The organism is Actinorhabdospora filicis (assembly GCF_030269765.1).
GTDB classification, from domain to species: Bacteria; Actinomycetota; Actinomycetes; order Mycobacteriales; family Micromonosporaceae; genus Actinorhabdospora; species Actinorhabdospora filicis.
In genome coordinates, this window is sequence record NZ_BSTX01000001.1 from 2159169 (window position 1) to 2177876 (window position 18708).

At 73.4% G+C, this 18708-nt stretch carries 17 protein-coding genes, 1 pseudogene and 1 riboswitch; of the genes and pseudogenes, 9 read left to right on the plus strand and 9 right to left on the minus strand.

The genetic code is table 11. The features are described from left to right. Positions 1 to 16: 16 nt before the first annotated feature. Entirely contained in the window at positions 17 to 766 is a 750-nt protein-coding gene (locus tag QSK10_RS10110; RefSeq protein WP_285662372.1) for a class I SAM-dependent methyltransferase, read from the plus strand. On the opposite strand, the gene QSK10_RS10115 is transcribed toward QSK10_RS10110, so the two are convergent. The 4 genes and pseudogenes from QSK10_RS10115 to QSK10_RS10130 all read right to left on the minus strand — a co-directional run. Beyond that, on the minus strand, positions 763 to 1518 hold the full coding sequence (locus QSK10_RS10115) for a hypothetical protein (RefSeq protein ID WP_285662373.1): 756 nt from the start codon (positions 1516 to 1518) through the stop codon (positions 763 to 765). The two genes, QSK10_RS10110 and QSK10_RS10115, sit on opposite strands and share 4 nt — an antisense overlap. A 4-nt stretch (positions 1519 to 1522) precedes the next feature. Further along, a complete protein-coding gene (locus QSK10_RS10120; protein WP_285662374.1) occupies positions 1523 to 2089 on the minus strand; it encodes a heme-binding beta-barrel domain-containing protein in 567 nt (188 codons plus the stop codon). Then, positions 2086 to 2187, minus strand: a complete 102-nt coding sequence (gene mtfM, locus QSK10_RS10125) for a small membrane protein MtfM (RefSeq protein ID WP_285662375.1) — start codon at positions 2185 to 2187, stop codon at positions 2086 to 2088. The genes QSK10_RS10120 and mtfM overlap by 4 nt, the downstream gene beginning before the upstream one ends. Positions 2188 to 2275: 88 nt before the next feature. Continuing rightward, positions 2276 to 3541: pseudogene (locus QSK10_RS10130) on the minus strand (aminotransferase class V-fold PLP-dependent enzyme); the annotation flags it as partial. 36 nt (positions 3542 to 3577) lie between these two features. Next, a riboswitch (SAM riboswitch) is annotated at positions 3578 to 3691 on the minus strand. Positions 3692 to 3724: 33 nt separating this feature from the next. Here QSK10_RS10130 and QSK10_RS10135 point away from each other — a divergent pair. Next, positions 3725 to 5041 carry a PrsW family intramembrane metalloprotease gene (locus QSK10_RS10135; protein WP_285662376.1) on the plus strand — a complete coding sequence of 439 codons (1317 nt, stop codon included), beginning with the start codon at positions 3725 to 3727 and terminating at the stop codon, positions 5039 to 5041. A gap of 47 nt (positions 5042 to 5088) precedes the next feature. Here QSK10_RS10135 and QSK10_RS10140 read toward each other — a convergent pair whose 3' ends face one another. Continuing rightward, positions 5089 to 6678 carry an MFS transporter gene (locus QSK10_RS10140; protein ID WP_285662377.1) on the minus strand — a complete coding sequence of 530 codons (1590 nt, stop codon included), beginning with the start codon at positions 6676 to 6678 and terminating at the stop codon, positions 5089 to 5091. Positions 6679 to 6798: 120 nt separating this feature from the next. On the opposite strand from QSK10_RS10140, the gene QSK10_RS10145 reads away from it, so the two are divergent. From QSK10_RS10145 to QSK10_RS10160, 4 genes are read left to right on the plus strand one after another with little or no spacing between them, the layout of a single operon-like run. After that, the gene (locus tag QSK10_RS10145; protein WP_285662378.1) at positions 6799 to 7224 is read left to right on the plus strand and encodes a Fur family transcriptional regulator; all 426 of its coding nucleotides are present in this window, start codon (positions 6799 to 6801) and stop codon (positions 7222 to 7224) included. Between the two features lie 11 nt (positions 7225 to 7235). Beyond that, a complete protein-coding gene (ygfZ, locus tag QSK10_RS10150) occupies positions 7236 to 8264 on the plus strand; it encodes a CAF17-like 4Fe-4S cluster assembly/insertion protein YgfZ (RefSeq protein WP_432705322.1) in 1029 nt (342 codons plus the stop codon). Between the two features lie 30 nt (positions 8265 to 8294). Further along, a complete protein-coding gene (locus QSK10_RS10155) occupies positions 8295 to 9155 on the plus strand; it encodes an aminotransferase class IV (protein WP_285662380.1) in 861 nt (286 codons plus the stop codon). After that, positions 9152 to 9820, plus strand: coding sequence for a hypothetical protein (locus QSK10_RS10160; protein WP_285662381.1), 669 nt, complete (start codon positions 9152 to 9154; stop codon positions 9818 to 9820). Before QSK10_RS10155 ends, QSK10_RS10160 begins: the two co-directional genes overlap by 4 nt. Before the next feature lie 319 nt (positions 9821 to 10139). Here the strand turns inward: QSK10_RS10160 and QSK10_RS10165 are convergent, their stop codons facing one another. Further along, complete coding sequence (locus tag QSK10_RS10165; RefSeq protein ID WP_285662382.1) at positions 10140 to 10958, minus strand: NmrA family NAD(P)-binding protein; 819 nt, start codon at positions 10956 to 10958, stop codon at positions 10140 to 10142. A gap of 247 nt (positions 10959 to 11205) precedes the next feature. On the opposite strand from QSK10_RS10165, the gene QSK10_RS10170 reads away from it, so the two are divergent. After that, positions 11206 to 14328 (plus strand): AfsR/SARP family transcriptional regulator, encoded by a 3123-nt coding sequence (locus QSK10_RS10170; protein ID WP_285662383.1) that lies wholly within the window; start codon positions 11206 to 11208, stop codon positions 14326 to 14328. Between the two features lie 48 nt (positions 14329 to 14376). Here QSK10_RS10170 and QSK10_RS10175 read toward each other — a convergent pair whose 3' ends face one another. Next, the gene (locus QSK10_RS10175) at positions 14377 to 14856 is read right to left on the minus strand and encodes a DinB family protein (protein WP_285662384.1); all 480 of its coding nucleotides are present in this window, start codon (positions 14854 to 14856) and stop codon (positions 14377 to 14379) included. After that, complete coding sequence (locus QSK10_RS10180; protein ID WP_285662385.1) at positions 14853 to 15194, minus strand: GroES family chaperonin; 342 nt, start codon at positions 15192 to 15194, stop codon at positions 14853 to 14855. The genes QSK10_RS10175 and QSK10_RS10180 overlap by 4 nt, the downstream gene beginning before the upstream one ends. 162 nt (positions 15195 to 15356) lie before the next feature. Here QSK10_RS10180 and QSK10_RS10185 point away from each other — a divergent pair, with 162 nt between their 5' ends. After that, positions 15357 to 16649 (plus strand): AI-2E family transporter, encoded by a 1293-nt coding sequence (locus QSK10_RS10185; protein ID WP_285662386.1) that lies wholly within the window; start codon positions 15357 to 15359, stop codon positions 16647 to 16649. 626 nt (positions 16650 to 17275) lie between these two features. After that, positions 17276 to 17851, plus strand: coding sequence for a hypothetical protein (locus QSK10_RS10190; protein ID WP_285662387.1), 576 nt, complete (start codon positions 17276 to 17278; stop codon positions 17849 to 17851). Here the strand turns inward: QSK10_RS10190 and QSK10_RS10195 are convergent. Further along, positions 17787 to 18695, minus strand: a complete 909-nt coding sequence (locus QSK10_RS10195) for an EamA family transporter (RefSeq protein ID WP_285662388.1) — start codon at positions 18693 to 18695, stop codon at positions 17787 to 17789. The two genes, QSK10_RS10190 and QSK10_RS10195, sit on opposite strands and share 65 nt — an antisense overlap. Between the last annotated feature and the right edge of the window lie 13 nt (positions 18696 to 18708).

The window sequence follows — 18708 nt, forward strand, 5'->3', positions numbered from 1 at the left end:
GGCCAGAATGGCGATCATGCGGAATTTCGAGGAACTGATCGCCGAGGGCGAGTCGGTGCCGGTCGAGGGCTGGGACTTCTCCTGGTTCGCCGGACGCGCCACCGAGCAACGGCCGAGCTGGGGTTACGCCCGCCTGATCGGGGAGCGCATGGCCCGGGCCGCCGCGGGCCTGGACGTGCAGACCGGCGGCGGGGAGGTCCTGGCCACGATCCCGCAGCCGCCGCCGCTGCTGGCCGCGACCGAGTCGTGGGAACCGAACCTGGCGGTCGCCCGGCGCAATCTCGCGCCGCTGGGCGCGAGCGTCCACCACGTCGGCAACGAGGACGCCCTGCCCTTCGATGACGGCACCTTCGACCTCGTCGTGTCCCGCCACCCGGTGGTGACGCGTTTCGACGAGGTCGCGCGCGTCCTGGCCCCCGGTGGGTCGTACCTGTCGCAGCAGGTCGGCATGGGGTCGATGCACGAGCTGACGGCGGCGATGATCGGCGAGTTCGCCGACAACGAGGCGCGCTCGCCGGAGCGGATCGCGGGCGAGGCCGAGGCGGCGGGCCTGGAGGTGGTGGATCTGCGCCCGGAGGCGCTGCGGGCGGAGTTCTTCGACGTGGGCGCGGTGGTGGTGTTCCTGCGGAAGGTGATCTGGACGGTGCCGGAGTTCTCCGTCGCGCGGTACCGTCCGCAACTGCTGGCGCTGCACGAGCGGATCGAGGCGGAGGGCCCGTTCACGGCCACCACCCGGCGGTTCCTGATCGAGGCGCGCAAGCCCTAACCGGCCAGCGTCTCGGCGAGCGCGGCGGCGCGGGCGGCCTCGCCCAGCAGCAGGTCGGTCAGCGGCAGTTCGGTGCTCTCGCTGTAGGCGTCGAAGTACTCGCTCTGCGGGCCGGTCAGCACGATCACCGCGAGCTTGTGGCCGAAGGCCCGCGCGAAGAACACCCGTTCGGGACGGTCGTAGACGACGCCGGTCTCGTTGCCGCCCTCGCGGCATCCGACGCCGTCGGCGAGGGCGCGCACGAGCTGGTTGTGGTCGGTCTCGCAGGCGGCGCGGGCCTCGGCGCGCAGGGCCTCGGTGGCGTCCTCCGGGGCCGGGAAGGCGCTCAGCACGAGCGCGACGCGCCCGCCCGCCGGGAAGTCGGCGGAGCAGGTGTGCCGGTTACCGGGGTCGGTGTCGTCGTGGTGGACGGTGACGGCGCCCTGCAGGAACGGGATCCGCAGCTCGGTACTCCACCGCTGGCAGGGGAACGAGAAGGCCGTCGGGTCCTCCGGCGCGCGGGCCGGGGCGAGGACGGCGGTCAGCAGGACGGCCGCCGCCGCGATCGCCGCGGCCACCGCGTACGCGCGCCACGATCCGGCCCGTCTCCCGGCGGAGCCGGTGCCGGGCGGGTCCGCCGGTGGTGGGGATAACGTCACGACCGGCTCCCGGAACGGGGACGGGAAGGGCACGCTCGCGCCCTCCGGGGCGACGTCCGTCCCGGAGTGGAGGGCGACGGTACCGGCGTCGCCCGCCGCACGGTTTCCCGGCATCGGGTCAGCCCCCGACGCGCTCCAGCTTCGCCGACAGGTGCGACTGGAGGGGGTGCCCCTCGGCGGCCATCTCGGCGACATAGGCCAGGTCGCGGTCCACGATGCCGTACAGGCGGTGCCCGGCGGTGACCTCCTTGGCGGTGGGCGTGCGCACCACCGCGTCGGTGACCAGCTCCATCTGGACGCCCTTCACGCGCCCGACGTAGAGCTCCAGGATCCCGGTGGGGTGGGTGAGCAGCAGCTCCACCTCGTCGGGCTTGTCGGCGACGGGCCGGAAGAACCCGGCCTCCCGCGCGGCGGGCCGCACGGGCTTGCCGGTGGCGTCGATGAGCCAGGTCCGCGACTCGTAGAACAGGAAGGGACGGCCGTCGTGGCTGACCCGGATCTCCTGCCCGTAGTGGAACTCCGGGACCGAGGGGTAGCTGCCGTGGCCCTTGCCGCGCCACACGCCGACGAACGGCAGCAGCGGCAGCAGCGCCTGGTTCAGGTCCGGCCCGGTGCGCAGGTCGTGGGTCTCCTCGTACGGGTAAGCCTCGACCTTCCCGTCGAAGTACTCGCTGAAGTCGGTCACCACGGTCGCCTCCATGTCCGCACGGCCAGATACCCGAGGCCACCGGCGAGCGCGCCGAAGGCGGCGACGAGGACGGCGACGGTCAGTATCCCGATCACGCCTGGCAGTCTAGGCGACCGGCCGCGGGTCGGGGACGGGACCGGGACGGCCGTCGACCAGGCTGTACGTCCACCGGGGACCGTCGGCGGCCAGCGTGGCCACCGCGGCGATGAGCCGGTCCACGTCATCGACGGTGATGCCCAGGCCGATGGACGCGCGCACGGCGGTGGCCACGACCTGCGGGCGCCCGGTGGTGCCGCAGCCGGTGCTGTGGGTGGGGGCGACCCCGGCCTCGGTGAGCAGGCGGCGGGTCAGCGGGTGGGCGCAGAAGAGCCCGTCGCGGACGCCGATGCCGTGCTCGGCCGACAGGACCGCGGCCACCAGGTCGGCGGGGTACCCGTCGACGGTGAACGCCACGGTGCCCACGCGCGGGGCCTGTGGCCCGAAGATGTGCAGCTGCCGGACGCCGGGGATCGCGGTGAGCCCGTCGGCCAGGCGGGTCCGCAGGGTCTCCTCCCAGGCGAACAGGGCCGCGCGGTCGGCGTTCATGAGGGACTCGCAGACCGCGGCCAGCGCGACGGCGCCCACGACGTTGGGGCTGCCGCCCTCGTGGCGGGCGGCGCCGGTGTGCCAGCGCAGGTCGTTGGTGGCGTCGCCGACGTGCGCCGAGGCTCCGCCGCCGTACAGGTAGGGCTCGGCGGCGTCGAGCCAGTCGGTGCGGCCGATGAGGACGCCGGTGCCGAAGGGCGCGTAGAGCTTGTGGCCGGAGAAGACGACGTAGTCGGCGCCGAGGGCCTGGACGTCCACCGCGCGGTGCGGGGCGAGCTGCGCGGCGTCCACGACGACGCGGGCGCCGTGGCGGCGGGCGATGAGGGCGATCTCGGCGACCGGGAACAGCTCACCGGTGACGTTGGAGGCGCCGGTGACGGCGACCAGCGCGGGCCCGTCGACGAAGCGGAGGGCCTCGTGGACCGAGCGCACCGCGGTGGCCCGGGAGTCGGGCGCGGGCAGCCGGATCAGGTTGCGCCAGGGCAGCAGGTTCGCGTGGTGCTCGGAGTCGAAGGCGATGACGGTGCAGTCGGCGGGCAGCGCGCGGGCAAGCAGGTTCAGCGAGTCGGTGCTGTTGCGGGTGAAGATCACCGCGTCGTCGGGGCGCGCGTTCACGAAGCGGCCGATGGTCGCGCGGGCGTCCTCGTAGGCGCGGGTGGAGGACTGGGAGAAGTACCCGGCGCCGCGGTGGACGCTGGCGTAGGTCGGCAGCAGCGCGGTGACGGCGTCGGCGGCCACGCGCAGACAGGGCGTGGAGGCGGCGTGGTCGAAGTTGGCGTAGCGGACCTCTTCGCCGCCGACGAGGGGGACGAGGGGGGCGTCGATCACGGGAAACGGGTTCGCGGATACGGCGAGGGACGACACGGTGCCTCCAGGCGAGTCCAGGGACCCGCCGAGGCAGGCCCGCGTTTGCCCGTGCCGCCTTGGCACGAGCCTGGTCTTCACCCGGGGCACCCCACGCGGTTGTTGGGTTGCCGGCCAGCGAGCCGGGGCTTGACGCTGGCGCTCATGACCTGTCGAACACGATAGCGCGACTAGGCTGTCGGCATGTCGTACGTCCCGCCCGGTGAGATCTCGACGCCCCTCCCACCGCCGCCCCGGCGTTTCACCGTGGGCCGGTTTCTGCTGATCCTGGGCATCATCGCCGCCCTCGTGGCCGGCGCGACCGTGATCTTGCTCGTGGTCGGCACGCGCGTGGGCGTGGGCCCGCTGCTGATCGGCGTCGGGACGGCGGTCATCCCCGTGCCGGTGCTGGTCGCCTGCTTCATGTGGCTCGACCGCTACGAGCCCGAACCGACCGCCTACCTGGCCTTCTGCTTCGGCTGGGGCGCGTGCGTGGCCACCGCGATCTCGCTGGGGGTCAACACGTTCTTCGCCCATCAGTTCGAGGCCGCCGGGATCTCCGACAATCTGGTGGCCGTCGCCGTCGCGCCGGTCATCGAGGAGACCACCAAGGCCCTCGGGCCGCTGCTGCTGTTCTGGTTCCGGCGCCGCCACTTCTCCGGCATCGTCGACGGCATCGTCTACTGCGGACTGTCGGCGACCGGTTTCGCGATGGCCGAGAACATCCTCTACATCTCCGGCACCTACGTGACCGGGCAGCGGCTCCTCGGGGACGCCTCGGGCGCGGCCTCGGTGGCCGCGCTGTTCGTGGTCCGGATCCTGCTGTCCGGTTTCGCCCATCCCCTGTTCACCTCGATGACGGGGGTCGGGCTGGGCCTGGCGGCCCGCACCAACAAGGTGTGGGTGCGGATCGTGGCGCCGGTGGGGATGCTGCTGGTCGCGATGATCCTGCACGGCTCCTGGAACCTGCTGGCCACGCTGGGCGAGCGCGTCCTGGCCGTCGGGTACGTCTCGGTGATGGTGCCGGTGTTCCTGACGGCGGTGGGCGGCGCGATCTGGATCCGGGCGTGGGAGGCGCGGCTGGTCGCGCGCGTCCTGCCCGACTACGTGCGCGCCGGGTGGCTGACCGCGCCGGAGGTGGCCTCGCTGGTGACGTTCTCGCGCCGGGCCTCGGCGCGCGAGTGGGCGCGGCGGATGATGGGCGACGTCGGCGTCCGGGCCATGCGCGGCTACCAGTTCACCGCCACGCGCTTGGCGCTGCTGCGCGACGGGCTGGTGCGCGGGCGTCCCGACCCCGACTACCAGCGCGAGGAGCACGAGCTGCTGACCAGCCTCACCGCGCAGCGGGCGGTGTTCACCGGGCGCGACCCGTCGGTCCCGCCGATCATGTGGGACGGCGCGAACTACACGCTGCCGCTGCCCGACGGCTCGACGCGGACGGTCCCGCCGCCCCCGCAGCCGGTGGTGCCGGTGGCGGTCCCGGTCATGCCGCCCCCGCCCGCCCCATACGGCTACAGATAAAGACATAAGGCCCCGCGCATCGCGCGGGGCCTTCGCTTTGTGCGGGATCAGCGGGTGAGGGCCTCCTCCTTGACCGGCTCCGGCGCCACCTCGTCCTCGCCGTGGGCGTCGTCGGCGGCCGGGACGAACTTGCCGCGCAGGGTGATCAGGGCCAGGATCGCGGCGGCGGCCACGATGATCGCGCCGGTGACGGTGGTGATGTGCATGGAGTCCACGAAGGCCTCCTTGGCGTCGGCCACCAGCCGGGCGCCGGCCTCGGCGGGCAGGTTCGCCGCGGTCTGCAGGGCCGCCGCGAGCTGCTCCTTGAGGGCCGGGACGGCCTCGGCGGGCACCTCGGCGGGGATCTCCAGATTCGAGCTGTAGGCGGAGCTCATGATGCTGCCCAGGACCGCGATGCCCAGCGCGCCGCCCATCTCGGTGGCCGTCTCCACGATCGAGACCGCCGCGCCGGAGCGCTCCTTCGGGACCGCCGCCAGGACGATGTCGTTGGTCAGGGCGAAGGCCACGCCCATGCCCGCGCCGCCGAACATCATCGCCGGGAGCAGCGCCAGGTAGTCCGGCTCGGCGCCGAGGCGGGTGTAGAGGACCAGGCTGATCGACAGCAGGACCATGCCCACGGCGACGGTCTTGCCGCGTCCCCACTTGGCGGCGATCTTCGCGGCGAACGGGGCGGTCAGCCCGGCGCTGAGGCCGCCGGGGATCCCGGCGACACCGGCCAGCAGCGGCGACCAGCCCAGGACCAGCTGGAGGTACTGCGCCAGCACCAGCGACAGGGCGATCATCCCGAAGACGGTGATGACGTTGGTGGCCACGGCCCCGGCGAAGACGCGGGAGCGGAACAGCTTCAGGTCCATCAGCGGCGAGGCCAGCCGCGTCTGGCGGCGGATGAACAGGCCCAGGCCGAGGACGCCGACGGCCAGCCCCGCGAGGGCCTTGATCTCGCCGATGCCGTCGTGGGCGGCGGTCTTGATGCCGTAGATCAGCGCGATGATGCCGACGAACGAGAGGACCACGCTGAACAGGTCGATCGGACCGGCCTTGGGGTTGCGCGACTCCGGGATCACGACCAGGCCGATGACCAGCACCACCAGCATCACCGGCACGTTGATCAGGAACACCGAGCCCCACCAGAAGTGGTCCAGCAGCAGCCCGCCGACCACCGGGCCGAGGGCGAAACCGGAGGCCGACATCGCCGACCAGAGGCCGATCGCGGTGGAGCGCTCCTTGCCGTCGGTGAACACGTTCCGCAGGATCGCCGCGGCCGTGGGCATGATGGTCGCACCGGCGATGCCCAGCAGCGCGCGGGCGCCGATGAGGATCTCGGCGGTGGGCGCGAAGGCGGTCAGCGCCGAGGCCGCACCGAAGGCGAACAGCCCGCTCATCAGGACCTTCTTGCGGCCGAAGCGGTCACCCAGGTTGCCCATGGTGATCAGCAGGCCGCCGAGGGCGAAACCGTAGACGTCGGCGATCCACAGCAGCTGCGTCGAGGAGGGGTTCACGTCCTCGATCAGCGCCGGGACGGCCAGGTGCAGGACGGTCATGTCGATGGCCAGCAGGACGGTGGCCAGGCAGAGGATGCTCAGGACGAGCCAGCGTCGTCCGTTGGGGGCGGGAGCGCTCTTCGCGATGTCGGTCATGCCCAGAACGATGCGGCCGGGCGCTTACCGTCCCCGCACCGTCGGCGCACCGCCGCTGACCGAGCCGGTCAGCGCACGTCAGCGGGGCGATCTTGAGACGCGCGGCATAGGATCTCCACCATGCCCGTCCCGCAGCTAGCCGACGTGCTCCGCGCCAAGGGACTGCGCCTGACCGCGCAGCGCCAGCTGGTGCTGGAAGCCGTGCTCGAACTCGGGCACGCCACCCCCGAACAGATCCACGACAAGGTGGTCCGCACCGCCGCCGGTGTGAACATCACCACCATCTACCGGACCCTCGAACTCCTCGAAGGGCTCGGACTGGTCGCTCACACGCACCTCGGCCACGGCGCGCCCGTCTACCACGGCGCCGGTGACCGCGGTCACGTCCACCTGGTGTGTCACCGTTGCGGGAAGGTCGACGAGGTCCCGCCGGACGTCTTCGGCGATGTCCGCGACCGACTGCTGGCCGAGCGCGGCTTCCTCATCGACATCGGCCATGTCGCGCTGTTCGGCATGTGCTCGTCGTGCAACGAGGAGGAGGCCTGATGAGGTCGGTTCTGCTGGACGCCCCCGGCGCCGTCGGCGCGCTCACCGAGGACGCCGCGCCCACCGTCGCGCTCCACTACGGCGAGCCCATCCCCGAGCAGCGGCGCCTGGCGTCCGGCGCGCTCGTGGACCGCTCGGACCGGGAGATCATCGCCGTCACCGGCGACGCGCGCCTGGAGTGGCTGCACAGCCTCACCTCCCAGCACCTCCTCCACCTGGGCACCGCGGGCACCGAGACGCTGCTGCTGTCCCCCCACGGGCACGTCGAGCGGCACGTCATGGTCACCGACGACGGCACCACCACGTGGCTGGACGTGGCCGCCGGGCACGGCGCCCCGCTGGCGGAGTTCCTGCTCAAGATGCGCTTCTTCACCCCCGTGGAGATCGAAGACGTCACCGCCGAGTGGGCGCTGATCACCACCACCGGCGAGACCGCGCTGGCCGCGCCTGACCTGCTGCCGGTCCCCGGGCCCAAGTTCGCCTCCGCCGACCTGCCCGTGCGTCCCACCGTCCGCTACGCCGTCGAGGCCGGCCCGGACGGGTGGAGCCGCCGCACCGACGAGCTGGGCGTGCCCACCGTCGACCGGCTCGTCCGCCGCGACACCGTCCGCGAGCTCGCCGACGAGCTGGGCCTGCCGCTGGCCGGGACCTGGGCGCACGACGCGCTGCGCGTGGCCGCCGGGCGGCCCTCCTCGGCCGACTTCGACCACAAGACCATCCCCCACGAGATCCCGCTGCTGGCCACGGCCGTGCACCTGGACAAGGGCTGCTACCGGGGCCAGGAGACCGTGGCGCGCGTCCACAACCTGGGCCGCCCGCCGCGCACGCTGGTCCTGCTGCACCTCGACGGCAGCGAGGAGCACCTGCCCGCGGCGGGCACCGAGATCGTGTCGGGGGGCCGCACGGTCGGCGTCCTGGGCACCGCGGTGCGCCACTACGAGCTCGGGCCGATCGCGCTGGGGCTGCTGCGCCGCAACATCGCCGAAAAGGACGACGCGGAGATCTCCGTCGGTGGGATGAACGCCTCCGTCGACCGCTGATCGATCATGGGCGGTATAACCTCGGCGCTCATGGGCATTGTCGCCGTCCTTGGCCGGGGCGTAGTACCGGCCGACGAACCCCTTCTCCACGCCGATGACCTGGGCGCGCTCCGCGGCGACGGCGTCTTCGAGACCGTCCACGTGCGCGCCGGCGTCGCGTGGAACCTGACCGAGCACCTGGCCCGCATGGCCCGCTCGGCCGAGCGCATGGAGCTGGCCCTGCCCGGTGCGGACGCGCTGCGCGGGCTCGCCGAGACCGCGCTGGCCGCCGCGCCGGAGCAGGAGGAGGCCGCGCTGCGGCTGATCTGCACGCGCGGCCGCGAGTACGGCGACGAGCCCACCGTCTACGTCACACTGAACCCGATCGCGGCGAACCTTCCCGAGATCCGCCGCGACGGCGTGAAGCTCATGCTCGCCTCGATCGGCTACCCCCTTGAGCCCGCCGACGTCCGCGCGAGCGCGCCGTGGCTGCTGGGGCAGGTCAAGAGCCTCTCGTACGCGATCAACATGGCCGGTCAGCGCGCGGCGCGGGCCGCCGGTTTCGACGACCTGCTGTGGGTGTCGGCCGACGGCTGGGCGATGGAGGCCAGCACGGCCTCGCTGATGTGGATCGACGGCGACGTGCTGTGCACCGTCCCTCCGGAGCGCACCAGCATCCTGCCGGGCACGACCTCGCGGTTCCTCCTCGACCACGCCGCCGAGCTGGGCCTGCGCGGCGAAGAGCGGATGGTGCGTCCCGAGGACCTCTCGCACACCGACGGGGTGTGGGTGGCGTCCTCGGTGCGCGGGGTCGCGCCGGTGACCCGCCTCGGCGAGGTCGACCTGCCGGTGGGCGCGCTGAACGCGGCGATGCTGGAGCTGGCCGGGTTCCCCGTCGCGGAGTTAGCGTGACGCCCGGGCAGGCCGCGCTGCTGGCCGCGCCCCGCTGGGCGTGGCTGCCGGACGTCCTCGAACGCTGGTACGCCACGCCGCTGCGCGCGGCCGACTCCGCCACGCCGCCCGAGGGGCTGCCGGGCGTGCTCGCCGAGTGGTTCACGCTCGTGGGGAGCAGGCTGCGCGAGGTCCAGGATTCCCCCGCCACGCCCGGACGGCTGGCGCGCGACGGCGAGCTCGTCGAGGTGTGGACGGAGAACCAGGGCTGCTGGTCGCTGCTGGCCGGACCCGGCGAGGACCCCGTCTGCGAGCTCGATGACGGCGGCTACTTCCCCGCCTTCGCACCCGCTCCCCTCAGCGCGGTCCTGCGCGGGATGCTCATGAGCGACACCCTCGTCGCGGCCTGGTCGGGCGAGCCCGGGGCGCTCGGGCCGCTCGCGCCGGGCGTGCGCGGCGGCGTCGTTCAAGGACCGGCGGAGGCCGCACTGGCGGCCGTGGTGGCGGCGTATCCGGCGCTGCCGCTGTGGCCCAACCCGATGTGGCGGGAGGCCCCTCGCGGAGACGCGGGGACCGTCCTGCGCGGGAGCGAGGGCTCGTGGCTGGAATGGATGACGGCGGACGAGGAGTCGCACGCGCGGCTGGCGGCGGTCGTCGACCTCACCGGCACCGAAGAAGAGGCGTGAGGGGTCCTCACGCCTCCTGCTCGGTGCTCGGCTGGTCGGGGCGAGAGCGCAGGCGCTTCGCCCTGCACCCGACCAGGCGCTTCGCCCTGGACCAGACCAGGGAACTCCGTCCCCTGGACCCCGGGTCTGAAAACACTTCTCCCGAGCCGGAGGAGGGCTCTGTTCCTCGGCACCCGCTTGCGTCGTGGCTCTGGGGGCTGGTTGCGCCGCCGCACGCGCGCGTCCCTCGCGGACACACGGTCAAGACACTTCCCGCTCGGCGGTGGTCACGCTCTTGCCGTCGTGTTCCGCCGCCCCCGTTCGGGTCGTGCCCGGCTCGCTAACCGAACAGGGCGCGGTTCTCGTCCACCCACTGCGCCATGCTGCGGGCGGGCCGTCCGGTGACCTGCTGGACGGTGTCGGTGACCGTGCGGCCGATCTCGGGGGTCTCGCGGCGGACGCCCACCATCCAGTCGGCGGCGTGCTCCTCCCAGCCCTGCGCGATGAGCCCAGCGCGGAACTCGTCCTCGGGGACCTCCACGAACGGCACCTCGCGGCCCAGGACCTCGCCGATGATGGCGGCCTTGCCGCGCGTGGTCACGACCTCCGGGCCGGTGATCGGGTACGTCTTACCCGCGTGCCCGTCGGTGGTCAGCGCGGCCACCGCCACCGCGGCGATGTCGGCGTCGTGGACGATCGCGCTCAGCGAGTCGCCGAAGCCGTCGGTCACGGTGCCGGTCTCGCGGACCTGCTCGGCGTACTCCTTCAGGTTGGACATGAACTCCACCGGGTACAGCGCGGTGGTGTCGATGCCGCTGGCGCGGGCGGCGTCCTCCACGTCCTGCGAGGTCGGGCCGCACAGGACCGTCACGCGCGTGGCGCCCTGCTCGGCGGCCAGCTTCAGGATCTCCGGGGCGGTCTGGAGGGGCTGGTAGTTGTCGCCGGCGATGGCGATCAGGTGCAGCGCCGTGACGCCGTCCAGGGCCGCGGTGAGCGTGCCCGGGTCGGCCAGGTCGCCCTCGGCGACCTCCACGCCCGCCGGGAACGAGGCGCGGGAGGCGTCCCGGGTCAGCGCCCGCACGGAGTGCCCCGCCTCGGCGAGCTGGGCGACGATCTGCGCGCCGACGTTTCCGGTGGCTCCGGTGACGAGAATGGTCATGGGGTGGTCTCCTTCTGGCGTCTCTCGCTGGCGAGGAAAACATTACGAGTGTTTTGGGAAAGGTTCCGTCCGCGATTCGGCCAAGATCGACTCGCCCGAACCGGTGGCGGCGAACGCCTTCCCGTTGACGAGGACCACGTTACGGAGCCTTGCGGACAGGTTCAGTCCTTAAGGGGAAGGCGAGTCCGCTTTTCGGCGCAACCGAGCGCCGTTGGTGCGTGAGACCGCTTCGGTGAGAATCATGGGCATGCTCATCAGCCTCCTGGGCCCGGTCCGGGTCACCGTCGCGGACGCGCCCGTCGCGGTCGGCGGCCCGCGCTCGCGCGCGCTGCTGGCCCTGCTCGCGCTGAACGCCGGTCACCCCGTCGGGCCCGACCGGCTGATCGACGCCCTGTACGGCGACGAGCCGCCCGCGGGCGCCGCCAACGCGCTCCAGTCGCAGATCTCGCGGCTGCGCCGGGCGCTGCCCAGCGGCGTCATGCTCCTCGACGGGGGCGGCTACGTCCTGAACGTGCCGCCCGAGGCCGTGGACGCCACCGTCTTCACCGCCCTGGCCCGCGAGGGCTCGCGCGCTCTTGCCTCCGGCGACCACGCCACCGCCGCGCGCGTCCTCACCGAGGCCGAGGGACTGTGGCACGGTCCCGCGCTGGCCGACCTGGACGACCACTTCGCGCGCGCCCAGGCCGTCCGGCTCGACGAGCTGCGGCTGACCGCCACCGAGGACCGGCTGGAGGCGTCGCTGCACCTGGAGCCGCGCGCGCTGATCGCCGAGCTCACCGGGCTGGCCGCCGCTCATCCCCTGCGCGAGCGCCTGCACGGCCAGCTGATGCGCGCGCTGGCCGCCGACGGGCGGCAGGCGGAGGCCCTGGCCGTCTACGAGCGGGTCCGGGAGGAGCTGGCCGAGCGGCTGGGCGCCGATCCCTCGCCGGAGCTGTCGGCCACGCACCTGGCGGTGCTGCGCGGCACGCTCCATCCGTTCCAGCCCGCCACCGTCGCCCCGCCGGTGCCCGCGACGATGATGTCGCGCCCGCCCGCGCAGCTGACCAGTTTCATCGGCCGCGAGGAGGACCTCGACCGGGTCACCGGGCAGCTCACCGCGTCGCGGCTGGTCACCCTCACCGGGCCGGGCGGGGCGGGCAAGACGCGCCTGGCCATCGAGGCCTCGGCCGGGGGTCCCGAGGTGTGCTTCGTCGACCTGGGCGCCCTGCCGCCCGAGGGCAGCGTCACCAGGGCCGTGTTCACCGCGCTCGGCCTGCGCGAGGGCGGGCTGTCGCTGGACGAGGACGTCCTCACGCGCGTCTCGGCCGCCCTCGGCGACGGCGCGCCGCTGCTCATCCTGGACAACTGCGAGCACGTCGTGGACGCCGCCGCGCGCTTCGCCGACCACGTCCTGCGCGCCTGCCCGCGCCTGCGGGTGCTGGCCACCAGCCGCGAGGCCCTCGGCATCACCGGCGAGACCCTGTCACCGGTGCCGCCGCTGGCCGCGCCCCCCGAGGGCGAGACCGAGGGCGCGGCGGCCTACCCGGCCGTGCGGCTGTTCGCCGAGCGGGCGTCGGCGGTGCGGCCCGACTTCACGCTGGACGAGGCCACCCTCCCCGACGTCGCGCGCGTCTGCCACGCCCTCGACGGCCTGCCGCTGGCGGTGGAGCTGGCCGCCGCGCGGCTGCGGTCCCTGCCGGTCGCCGAGATCGCCGCCCACCTCGACGACCGCTTCCGGCTCCTGTCGCGCGGCAGCCGCACCGCCCAGCCACGCCACCAGACCCTGCACGCGGTGGTGTCCTGGTCCTGGGACCTCCTGGAGGCCGGGGAGCAGCGGGACGCCGCGCGGCTGTCGGTGTTCTCCGGCGGCTTCACCGCCGAGGCCGCCGCCGAGGTGTGCGAACTGTCCACACCCGACGCCCTGGACCTGCTCACCGGCCTCGCCGACAAGTCCCTCCTGGAGGTCGACGGCGACCGCTTCCGGATGCTGGCCACCATCCGCGCCTTCGCCGCCGCCCGCCTCGACGACCCCGGCGCCGGACGCCGCCACGCCGGGTGGTTCCTGCGGCTGGCGCGCGACTCCGAGCCGCTGCTGCGCTCGGCAGAGCAGCTGGACCGGCTGCGGCTGCTGGCCGCCGAGCACGGCAACCTCGGCGCGGCCCTGCGCTGGGCCCGCGAGAACGACCTCGGCCTGGCCCTGGACCTGACCGCCTACCTCGTCCCGTACTGGTGGCTGCGCGGCCTGCGCGGCGAGGGCGTCGCCCAGGCCGAGTGCCTGGTGAAGCTGCTGCCCCCGGAGGTGCCCGCCGACCGCGGCGAGGAGTACGTGCTGGCCGTCCTCACCGCCGGCGCCTACAACCCCGAGGCGCCGCACCTCGCGCCGCACATGGCCGCCGCCCGCGCGCAGTACTCGATCGGCTACATCCCCGTCCGGCACCCGTACACGGTGGTCCTGTGGGCGGTGTACAACGGGCCGCCCGACGAGGGCGACATGCCGATGGACGAGCTCGTCGAGCTGATGCGCGCCGTCGACGACCCGTGGATCAGCGCGCTCAGCCACCTCGGCACCGCCTTCTACCAGTGGAACATCCTGGGCGACTCGGCGGCGGCCGCCGCCGAGGCCGAGGCGTGCCTGGCGGCCTTCACCGCCGTCGGCGACCGCTGGGGCCAGATCACCGCCCTGACCGTGCTGTCCGACTGGGGCGGCCAGGACTCCGAGGCCATCGGCGCCCTCCTCACCCGCGCCCACGACCTGGCCACCGAACTCGGCGCCGCCGAGGACCAGTCGACCCTGCGCTGCCTCATGGGCCGCGTCAAGCTCGGCCTCGGCGACGTCGACGGAGCTCGCGCGGACTTCGCCGCCGCCGGAGCCGTCGCCCGCCGCGTCGGCGCCCGCGAGCAGATCGCCATGTGCGACCTCGGCCTGGCCCGCGTCGCCCTCCACGAGGGCGACCACGACCGCGCCCGCCGCCTCGCCGAGGCCGCCCTCGCCGAATGCCCCACCGGCTGGGTCCAGACCAACGAGTCGCACGCGCAGATCCTCATCGGCCTCGGCGACATCGCCCTCGCCGCCGGGGACGGCGGCGAGGCCCGGAAGCGGTTCCGGGAGGCCTTCGAGCGCGGCATCGCCATCCGCAACTACCCCGTCGGCGCGACCTCCGCCGTCGGCCTGGCCTCGGTCGCCCTCGCCGAGGACGACCCCACCGCCGCGGCCCGGCTGCTCGGCGCGGCCCGCGCGCTGCGCCGGTCCCCCGTCGGCGACACGGTCGACGAGGCGGCGGACGTGGAACGGCGCGTCCGCGAGGCACTCGGCGAGACCGCCTACGCCACCGCCTTCGAAGCGACGGCGGGACTGGCGCGGGCCGAGGCGGTGCGGGCGGTCACGGGCTAGAAAAAGAGCGGGCGGCCAAGGCCACCCGCTCCACACACGTCCCGCCGGCTACCGGCCGACGGACCCGTCGATCAGCTCCCGCAGGATGTCGGCATGCCCGGCGTGCCGCCCGGTCTCCTCGATCATGTGGACCACGATCCAGCGCAGCGACGGCGGATCGTCGCGCAGGGTGCGCTTCCCGACCGCGTCCAGGTCCGGGTGCGCGTCCACGACCTCGTCGCTGCGCGCGCAGGCGGCCCGGTACTCGTCCACCAGTTGCGACAGCGGCACCGACGGATCGACCACCGGAGAGGCCTCCAGGCGCTCGCCCTCACCGAGGTAGGACCACACGAACCAGTTGTGCTCGGTCGCCGACAGGTGCGCCAGCAGCCACGCCAGGCTGGTCCCCGAGGGAACGCCCGCGGTGTGCGCCTGCTCGTCGGTGAGACCCTCGGTCTTGCGGATCACCGACTCGCGCAGATAGGTCAGGTAGTAGCGGAGGGTGGGGTACTCGGCCTCGTTCATGATGGCCGGGCGAACGTCCGTCACAAGTACAGTCCCGTCGCGTCGGGCTCCACCCGCGGGGCCGCGACGGCGTGCACGTCCCGCTCGCGCAGGAGCACGTACTCGCTGCCGTGCAGCTCCACCTCGGAGCGCTCATCGGGGTCGAAGAGGACCCGGTCGTTGATCTGGACCGCGCGCACCAGCGGGCCGATCGCCACCGTCTGCGCCCACGCCAGCCGGTGACCGACCGAGGCGGTGGCGGGGATCACGATCCCGGCGGCCGAACGGCGCTCGCCCTCGCTGACGTCGGGGCGCACCAGGATCCGGTCGTGGAGCAGGCGGATCGGCAGGCCGGATTCGGGGTCGAGCGATGCGCTGGTCACGAGAGTGAACCGTACCGGACGATTTGGCGCGCCCGGGGCGACCGTCACCCGTCCCGGCCGCCCTTCCAGATCGTTCACCTCGCCCGTCCGCCGCCCTGGATCGCGGACAGTAGGCTTCACGGAACAGAGGACGCTGGGTCACGAAATGCAGCGGAGGTGACGGTGAGCCGGTTCAAACGCGCCGCCGAGCGCGCCCGCAAGGCCTGGACGGCCCTGCGCGACAACCCGTACGTCGAGCAGATCGAGCGGGCCCGCCGCCGCAACGAGGACGAACCCCTCGCCATCGCCGCGGCCCCCGCGCCGGTCCCGGACGTCGAGGCCGCGCCCGTGGCCGCGGCCACCGAGGCCGAGCTGGTCCCGCGCGGCATGCGCGTGGCCGGCGCGTGGGCGTGGCGGATCATCGCGGTGTCCATCGTGGTGGTCGGGGTTCTCTACCTCGCCGACATGCTCGCCGCCGTGGTCATCCCGGTGCTCATCTCGCTGCTGCTGTCGGCGATCCTCCAGCCCTTCGCCTCGCTGCTGGTGCGGTGGAAGTTCCCGCGCTCGCTGGCCACGTTCCTGGTGCTGGTGGCGGGCCTGGCGGCGGTCGCGGGCATCCTGACCGGGGTGATCCAGGAGTTCGTGGACGGCGTCCCGAACCTGGTCGACAGCGTCGAGAAGGGCATCGGGCAGATCCAGGACTGGGCCGAGAAGGGCCCGATGCACCTGTCCGACAAGCAGATCAACGACTTCTTCGCCGAGGTCGACACGCAGGTGGCGACCTGGATAAAGGAGAACCAGAGCAACGCCGCCAGCACCGCCGTCGACACCGCCGGGGTGACGTTCTCCGTGGCGTTCCACACGCTCACGGGCATGCTGCTGGTGCTGTTCACGACCTTCTTCTTCATGCGCGACGGCGCCCGCATCTGGTCGTTCCTGACCGCCGCGCTGCCGGGCGAGACCCGCACGACCGTCCGCGACGCCGGGCACGCCTCGTGGCGGACGCTGGTGTCCTTCGTCCGCGCCACGATCCTGGTGGCCTTCATCGACGCCGTCGGCATCGGCATCGGGCTGGTGCTGCTGGACATCCCGCTGGCGATCCCGCTGGCCGCCCTGGTGTTCCTGACGGCGTTCGTGCCGATCATCGGTGCCACGGTCTCGGGCGCGGTGGCGGTGCTGGTGGCCCTCGTGTCGCACGGGTGGGTGACGTCGCTGATCGTGCTGGGCCTGGTCATCGTGGTGATGCAGCTGGAGAGCCACGTCCTCCAGCCGCTGCTGCTGGGCCGGGCGGTGTCGGTGCATCCGCTGGCGGTGATCCTGGCGATCGGCGCGGGCGTGGTCCTGGCCGGTGTCATCGGCGCCCTGATCGCGGTGCCGCTGGTGGCGATGGCGAACACGGCCGTCAAGCACCTGGCGCGCTCTCGGCGGGTGGCGCCGCCGGAGACGGACCCTGATCCTGAACCCGAGGCGGCCTGAGCGGCGGGTTCGCCACCGGACGGGTTCGCGTGCCCCGGATTCGCCGAGGCATGAGGGTGCCGGGTTCCGGATCCGCCGGGACGTCGGTTCGCTGCGGCACGGGCGGCGGGGGTCCGATACGTCCCTGATTCGCCGGGACGCCGGTTCGCTGCGGCACGGGCGGCGGGGGTCCGATACGTCCCTGATTCGCCGGGACGCCGGTTCGCTGCGGCACGGGCGGCGGGGGTCCGATACGTCCCTGATTCGCCGGGACATCGGTTCGCCGCGGCATGGGCGTCGTGGGCTCGACGTGCCCCCCGGGCTCGCCAGAGCGTCGGCCCGTCGCGGCACGGGCATCACCCGGCTCGCGGCCCGGGCTCTCCGGGCGCCGGACTCACCGCGTCCCGGGCTCGCCATCTCCTGATTCGGCGGGCCCCGGCTCGTCGCGGCACCGGTGCCGCCGGGGCGTCCCGGCCCGGCCCGCGGCCCCGGCTCGCGGGCGCACGGGCGTCCCCGGGTGTTAAGCGGAGGCTCCGCCACTCACCTTTGTGGATCATATACCCCCAGGTCAGGGGCGGTTTTCACGCTCAGTTACCCTCTTTGCCAGGTGGAGCCTGCACCGTGGCTCCCGCCGCGAGGAGTCGCCCATGCCCGGCTCGAACCTCCATCGGCACGTCGTCCGCTTCCGCGCCCGGATCACCGGCGGCGCGGCGTCCCTGGGTTTCGCCGGGGGCGCGGTCGCGGTGCTGCTCCCCGCCTGGCTGATCGGCGTCTTCCTCGTGTGGGCGGTGGCGCTGCTCATCGCCGCCGGGCTGGGCGTCCTGGCCGTCCTGCCCCGGCACGTAATGGTGCGCATGGACCTGTACACGGTGCGCGTGCGGAACGTCCTGCTGCCCGGCGCGGGCCGCCGCATCCCGGTGCGCTCGATCCGGCGGGTGCGGCTGGTGAAGTCCTCGCGCGGCCCGGCGCTGGAGCTGGAGCTGACCACCGACATGCGCGTCCGGCTGTGGACCGACGACGCGCCGGAGGCCCTGGCCACGCTGCGGCGCTTCCACGCCGAGACCACCGGCCGCCGTCTGCACGAGGACGAGGAGCTGGTCGAGGAGCAGGAGGCCTACTACCTGTTCCGCCGCAACCGCCCGATCCCGCGTCCGCGCGTCAACGGGACGCCGCGAGCGCGGGCTGGGCGGCCTTCTTCGCCGCCGCGCGCCCCGAAGCGCTGACCGCGATCCCGCCGACGACGAGGACGGCGGCGATGACGGACGGGACGGTGACGGCCTCGCCGAGGAACACCCACGCCGAGCTCATCCCGAAGAACGGCACCAGCAGCGAGTACGGCGCGACGGACGAGGCGTCGTAGCGCGACATCAGGTAGCCCCACGCGCCGAACCCGAACAGCGTGGACACCCCGGCGGCGTAGGCGATCGCGCCGAAGCCGGACAGGTCGATCGCGGCGAGCGCGTCGAGGTCGGCGCGGGGTCCCTCGAAGATCAGCGAGAGCGCCAGCAGCGGCAGGACGGGCACCGCGCTGATCCACACCATCCACGACAGCAGGTGCGGTGGGGAGGCCTTGCGGGTGATGACGTTGGCGACGCCCCAGGCCGCGGCGGCGGCGATGATGAGCACGAACGCGCCGACGGGTCCTCCGCCGCCGTGCGCGACGGCGGCCACGACGATGCCGCCGAGGGCGATGGCGAGTCCGGCGATACGGCGTCCGCCGGGCCGTTCGCGCAGGAACATCGCGGCGAAGACGGTGGTGAAGACCGCCTGGATCTGCAGGACGAGCGAGGACAGCCCGGCGGGCATCCCCCATCGCATGCCGGTGTGCAGGAGCCCGTACTTGACCGCGCCGAGGGTCAGCCCGAACGCGATGACCCATTTCCACGCGACCTTCGGCCGCTTGACGAAGAAGATCGCCGGTACCGCGCTCAGCCCGAATCGCAGCGCGCTGAACAGCAGCGGCGGGAAGTGGTCGAGGCCGACCTCGATGACGACGAAGTTCACCCCCCACACGGCGGTGACGGCGACGGCGAGGGCGATGTGCGCGGGACGCATGCGTTGGGGCATGGACCGATCCTGC

What these genes read in the sequence shown, in the direction of transcription:
- QSK10_RS10110 (WP_285662372.1), top strand. Translation starts at nt 17, where the DNA reads ATGCGGAATTTCGAGGAACTGATCGCCGAGGGCGAGTCGGTGCCGGTC.
- QSK10_RS10115 (WP_285662373.1), bottom strand. Translation starts at nt 1,518, where the DNA reads ATGCCGGGAAACCGTGCGGCGGGCGACGCCGGTACCGTCGCCCTCCAC.
- QSK10_RS10135 (WP_285662376.1), top strand. Translation starts at nt 3,725, where the DNA reads ATGTCGTACGTCCCGCCCGGTGAGATCTCGACGCCCCTCCCACCGCCG.
- QSK10_RS10140 (WP_285662377.1), bottom strand. Translation starts at nt 6,678, where the DNA reads ATGACCGACATCGCGAAGAGCGCTCCCGCCCCCAACGGACGACGCTGG.
- QSK10_RS10145 (WP_285662378.1), top strand. Translation starts at nt 6,799, where the DNA reads ATGCCCGTCCCGCAGCTAGCCGACGTGCTCCGCGCCAAGGGACTGCGC.
- QSK10_RS10155 (WP_285662380.1), top strand. Translation starts at nt 8,295, where the DNA reads ATGGGCATTGTCGCCGTCCTTGGCCGGGGCGTAGTACCGGCCGACGAA.
- QSK10_RS10165 (WP_285662382.1), bottom strand. Translation starts at nt 10,958, where the DNA reads ATGACCATTCTCGTCACCGGAGCCACCGGAAACGTCGGCGCGCAGATC.
- QSK10_RS10170 (WP_285662383.1), top strand. Translation starts at nt 11,206, where the DNA reads ATGCTCATCAGCCTCCTGGGCCCGGTCCGGGTCACCGTCGCGGACGCG.
- QSK10_RS10190 (WP_285662387.1), top strand. Translation starts at nt 17,276, where the DNA reads ATGCCCGGCTCGAACCTCCATCGGCACGTCGTCCGCTTCCGCGCCCGG.
- QSK10_RS10195 (WP_285662388.1), bottom strand. Translation starts at nt 18,695, where the DNA reads ATGCCCCAACGCATGCGTCCCGCGCACATCGCCCTCGCCGTCGCCGTC.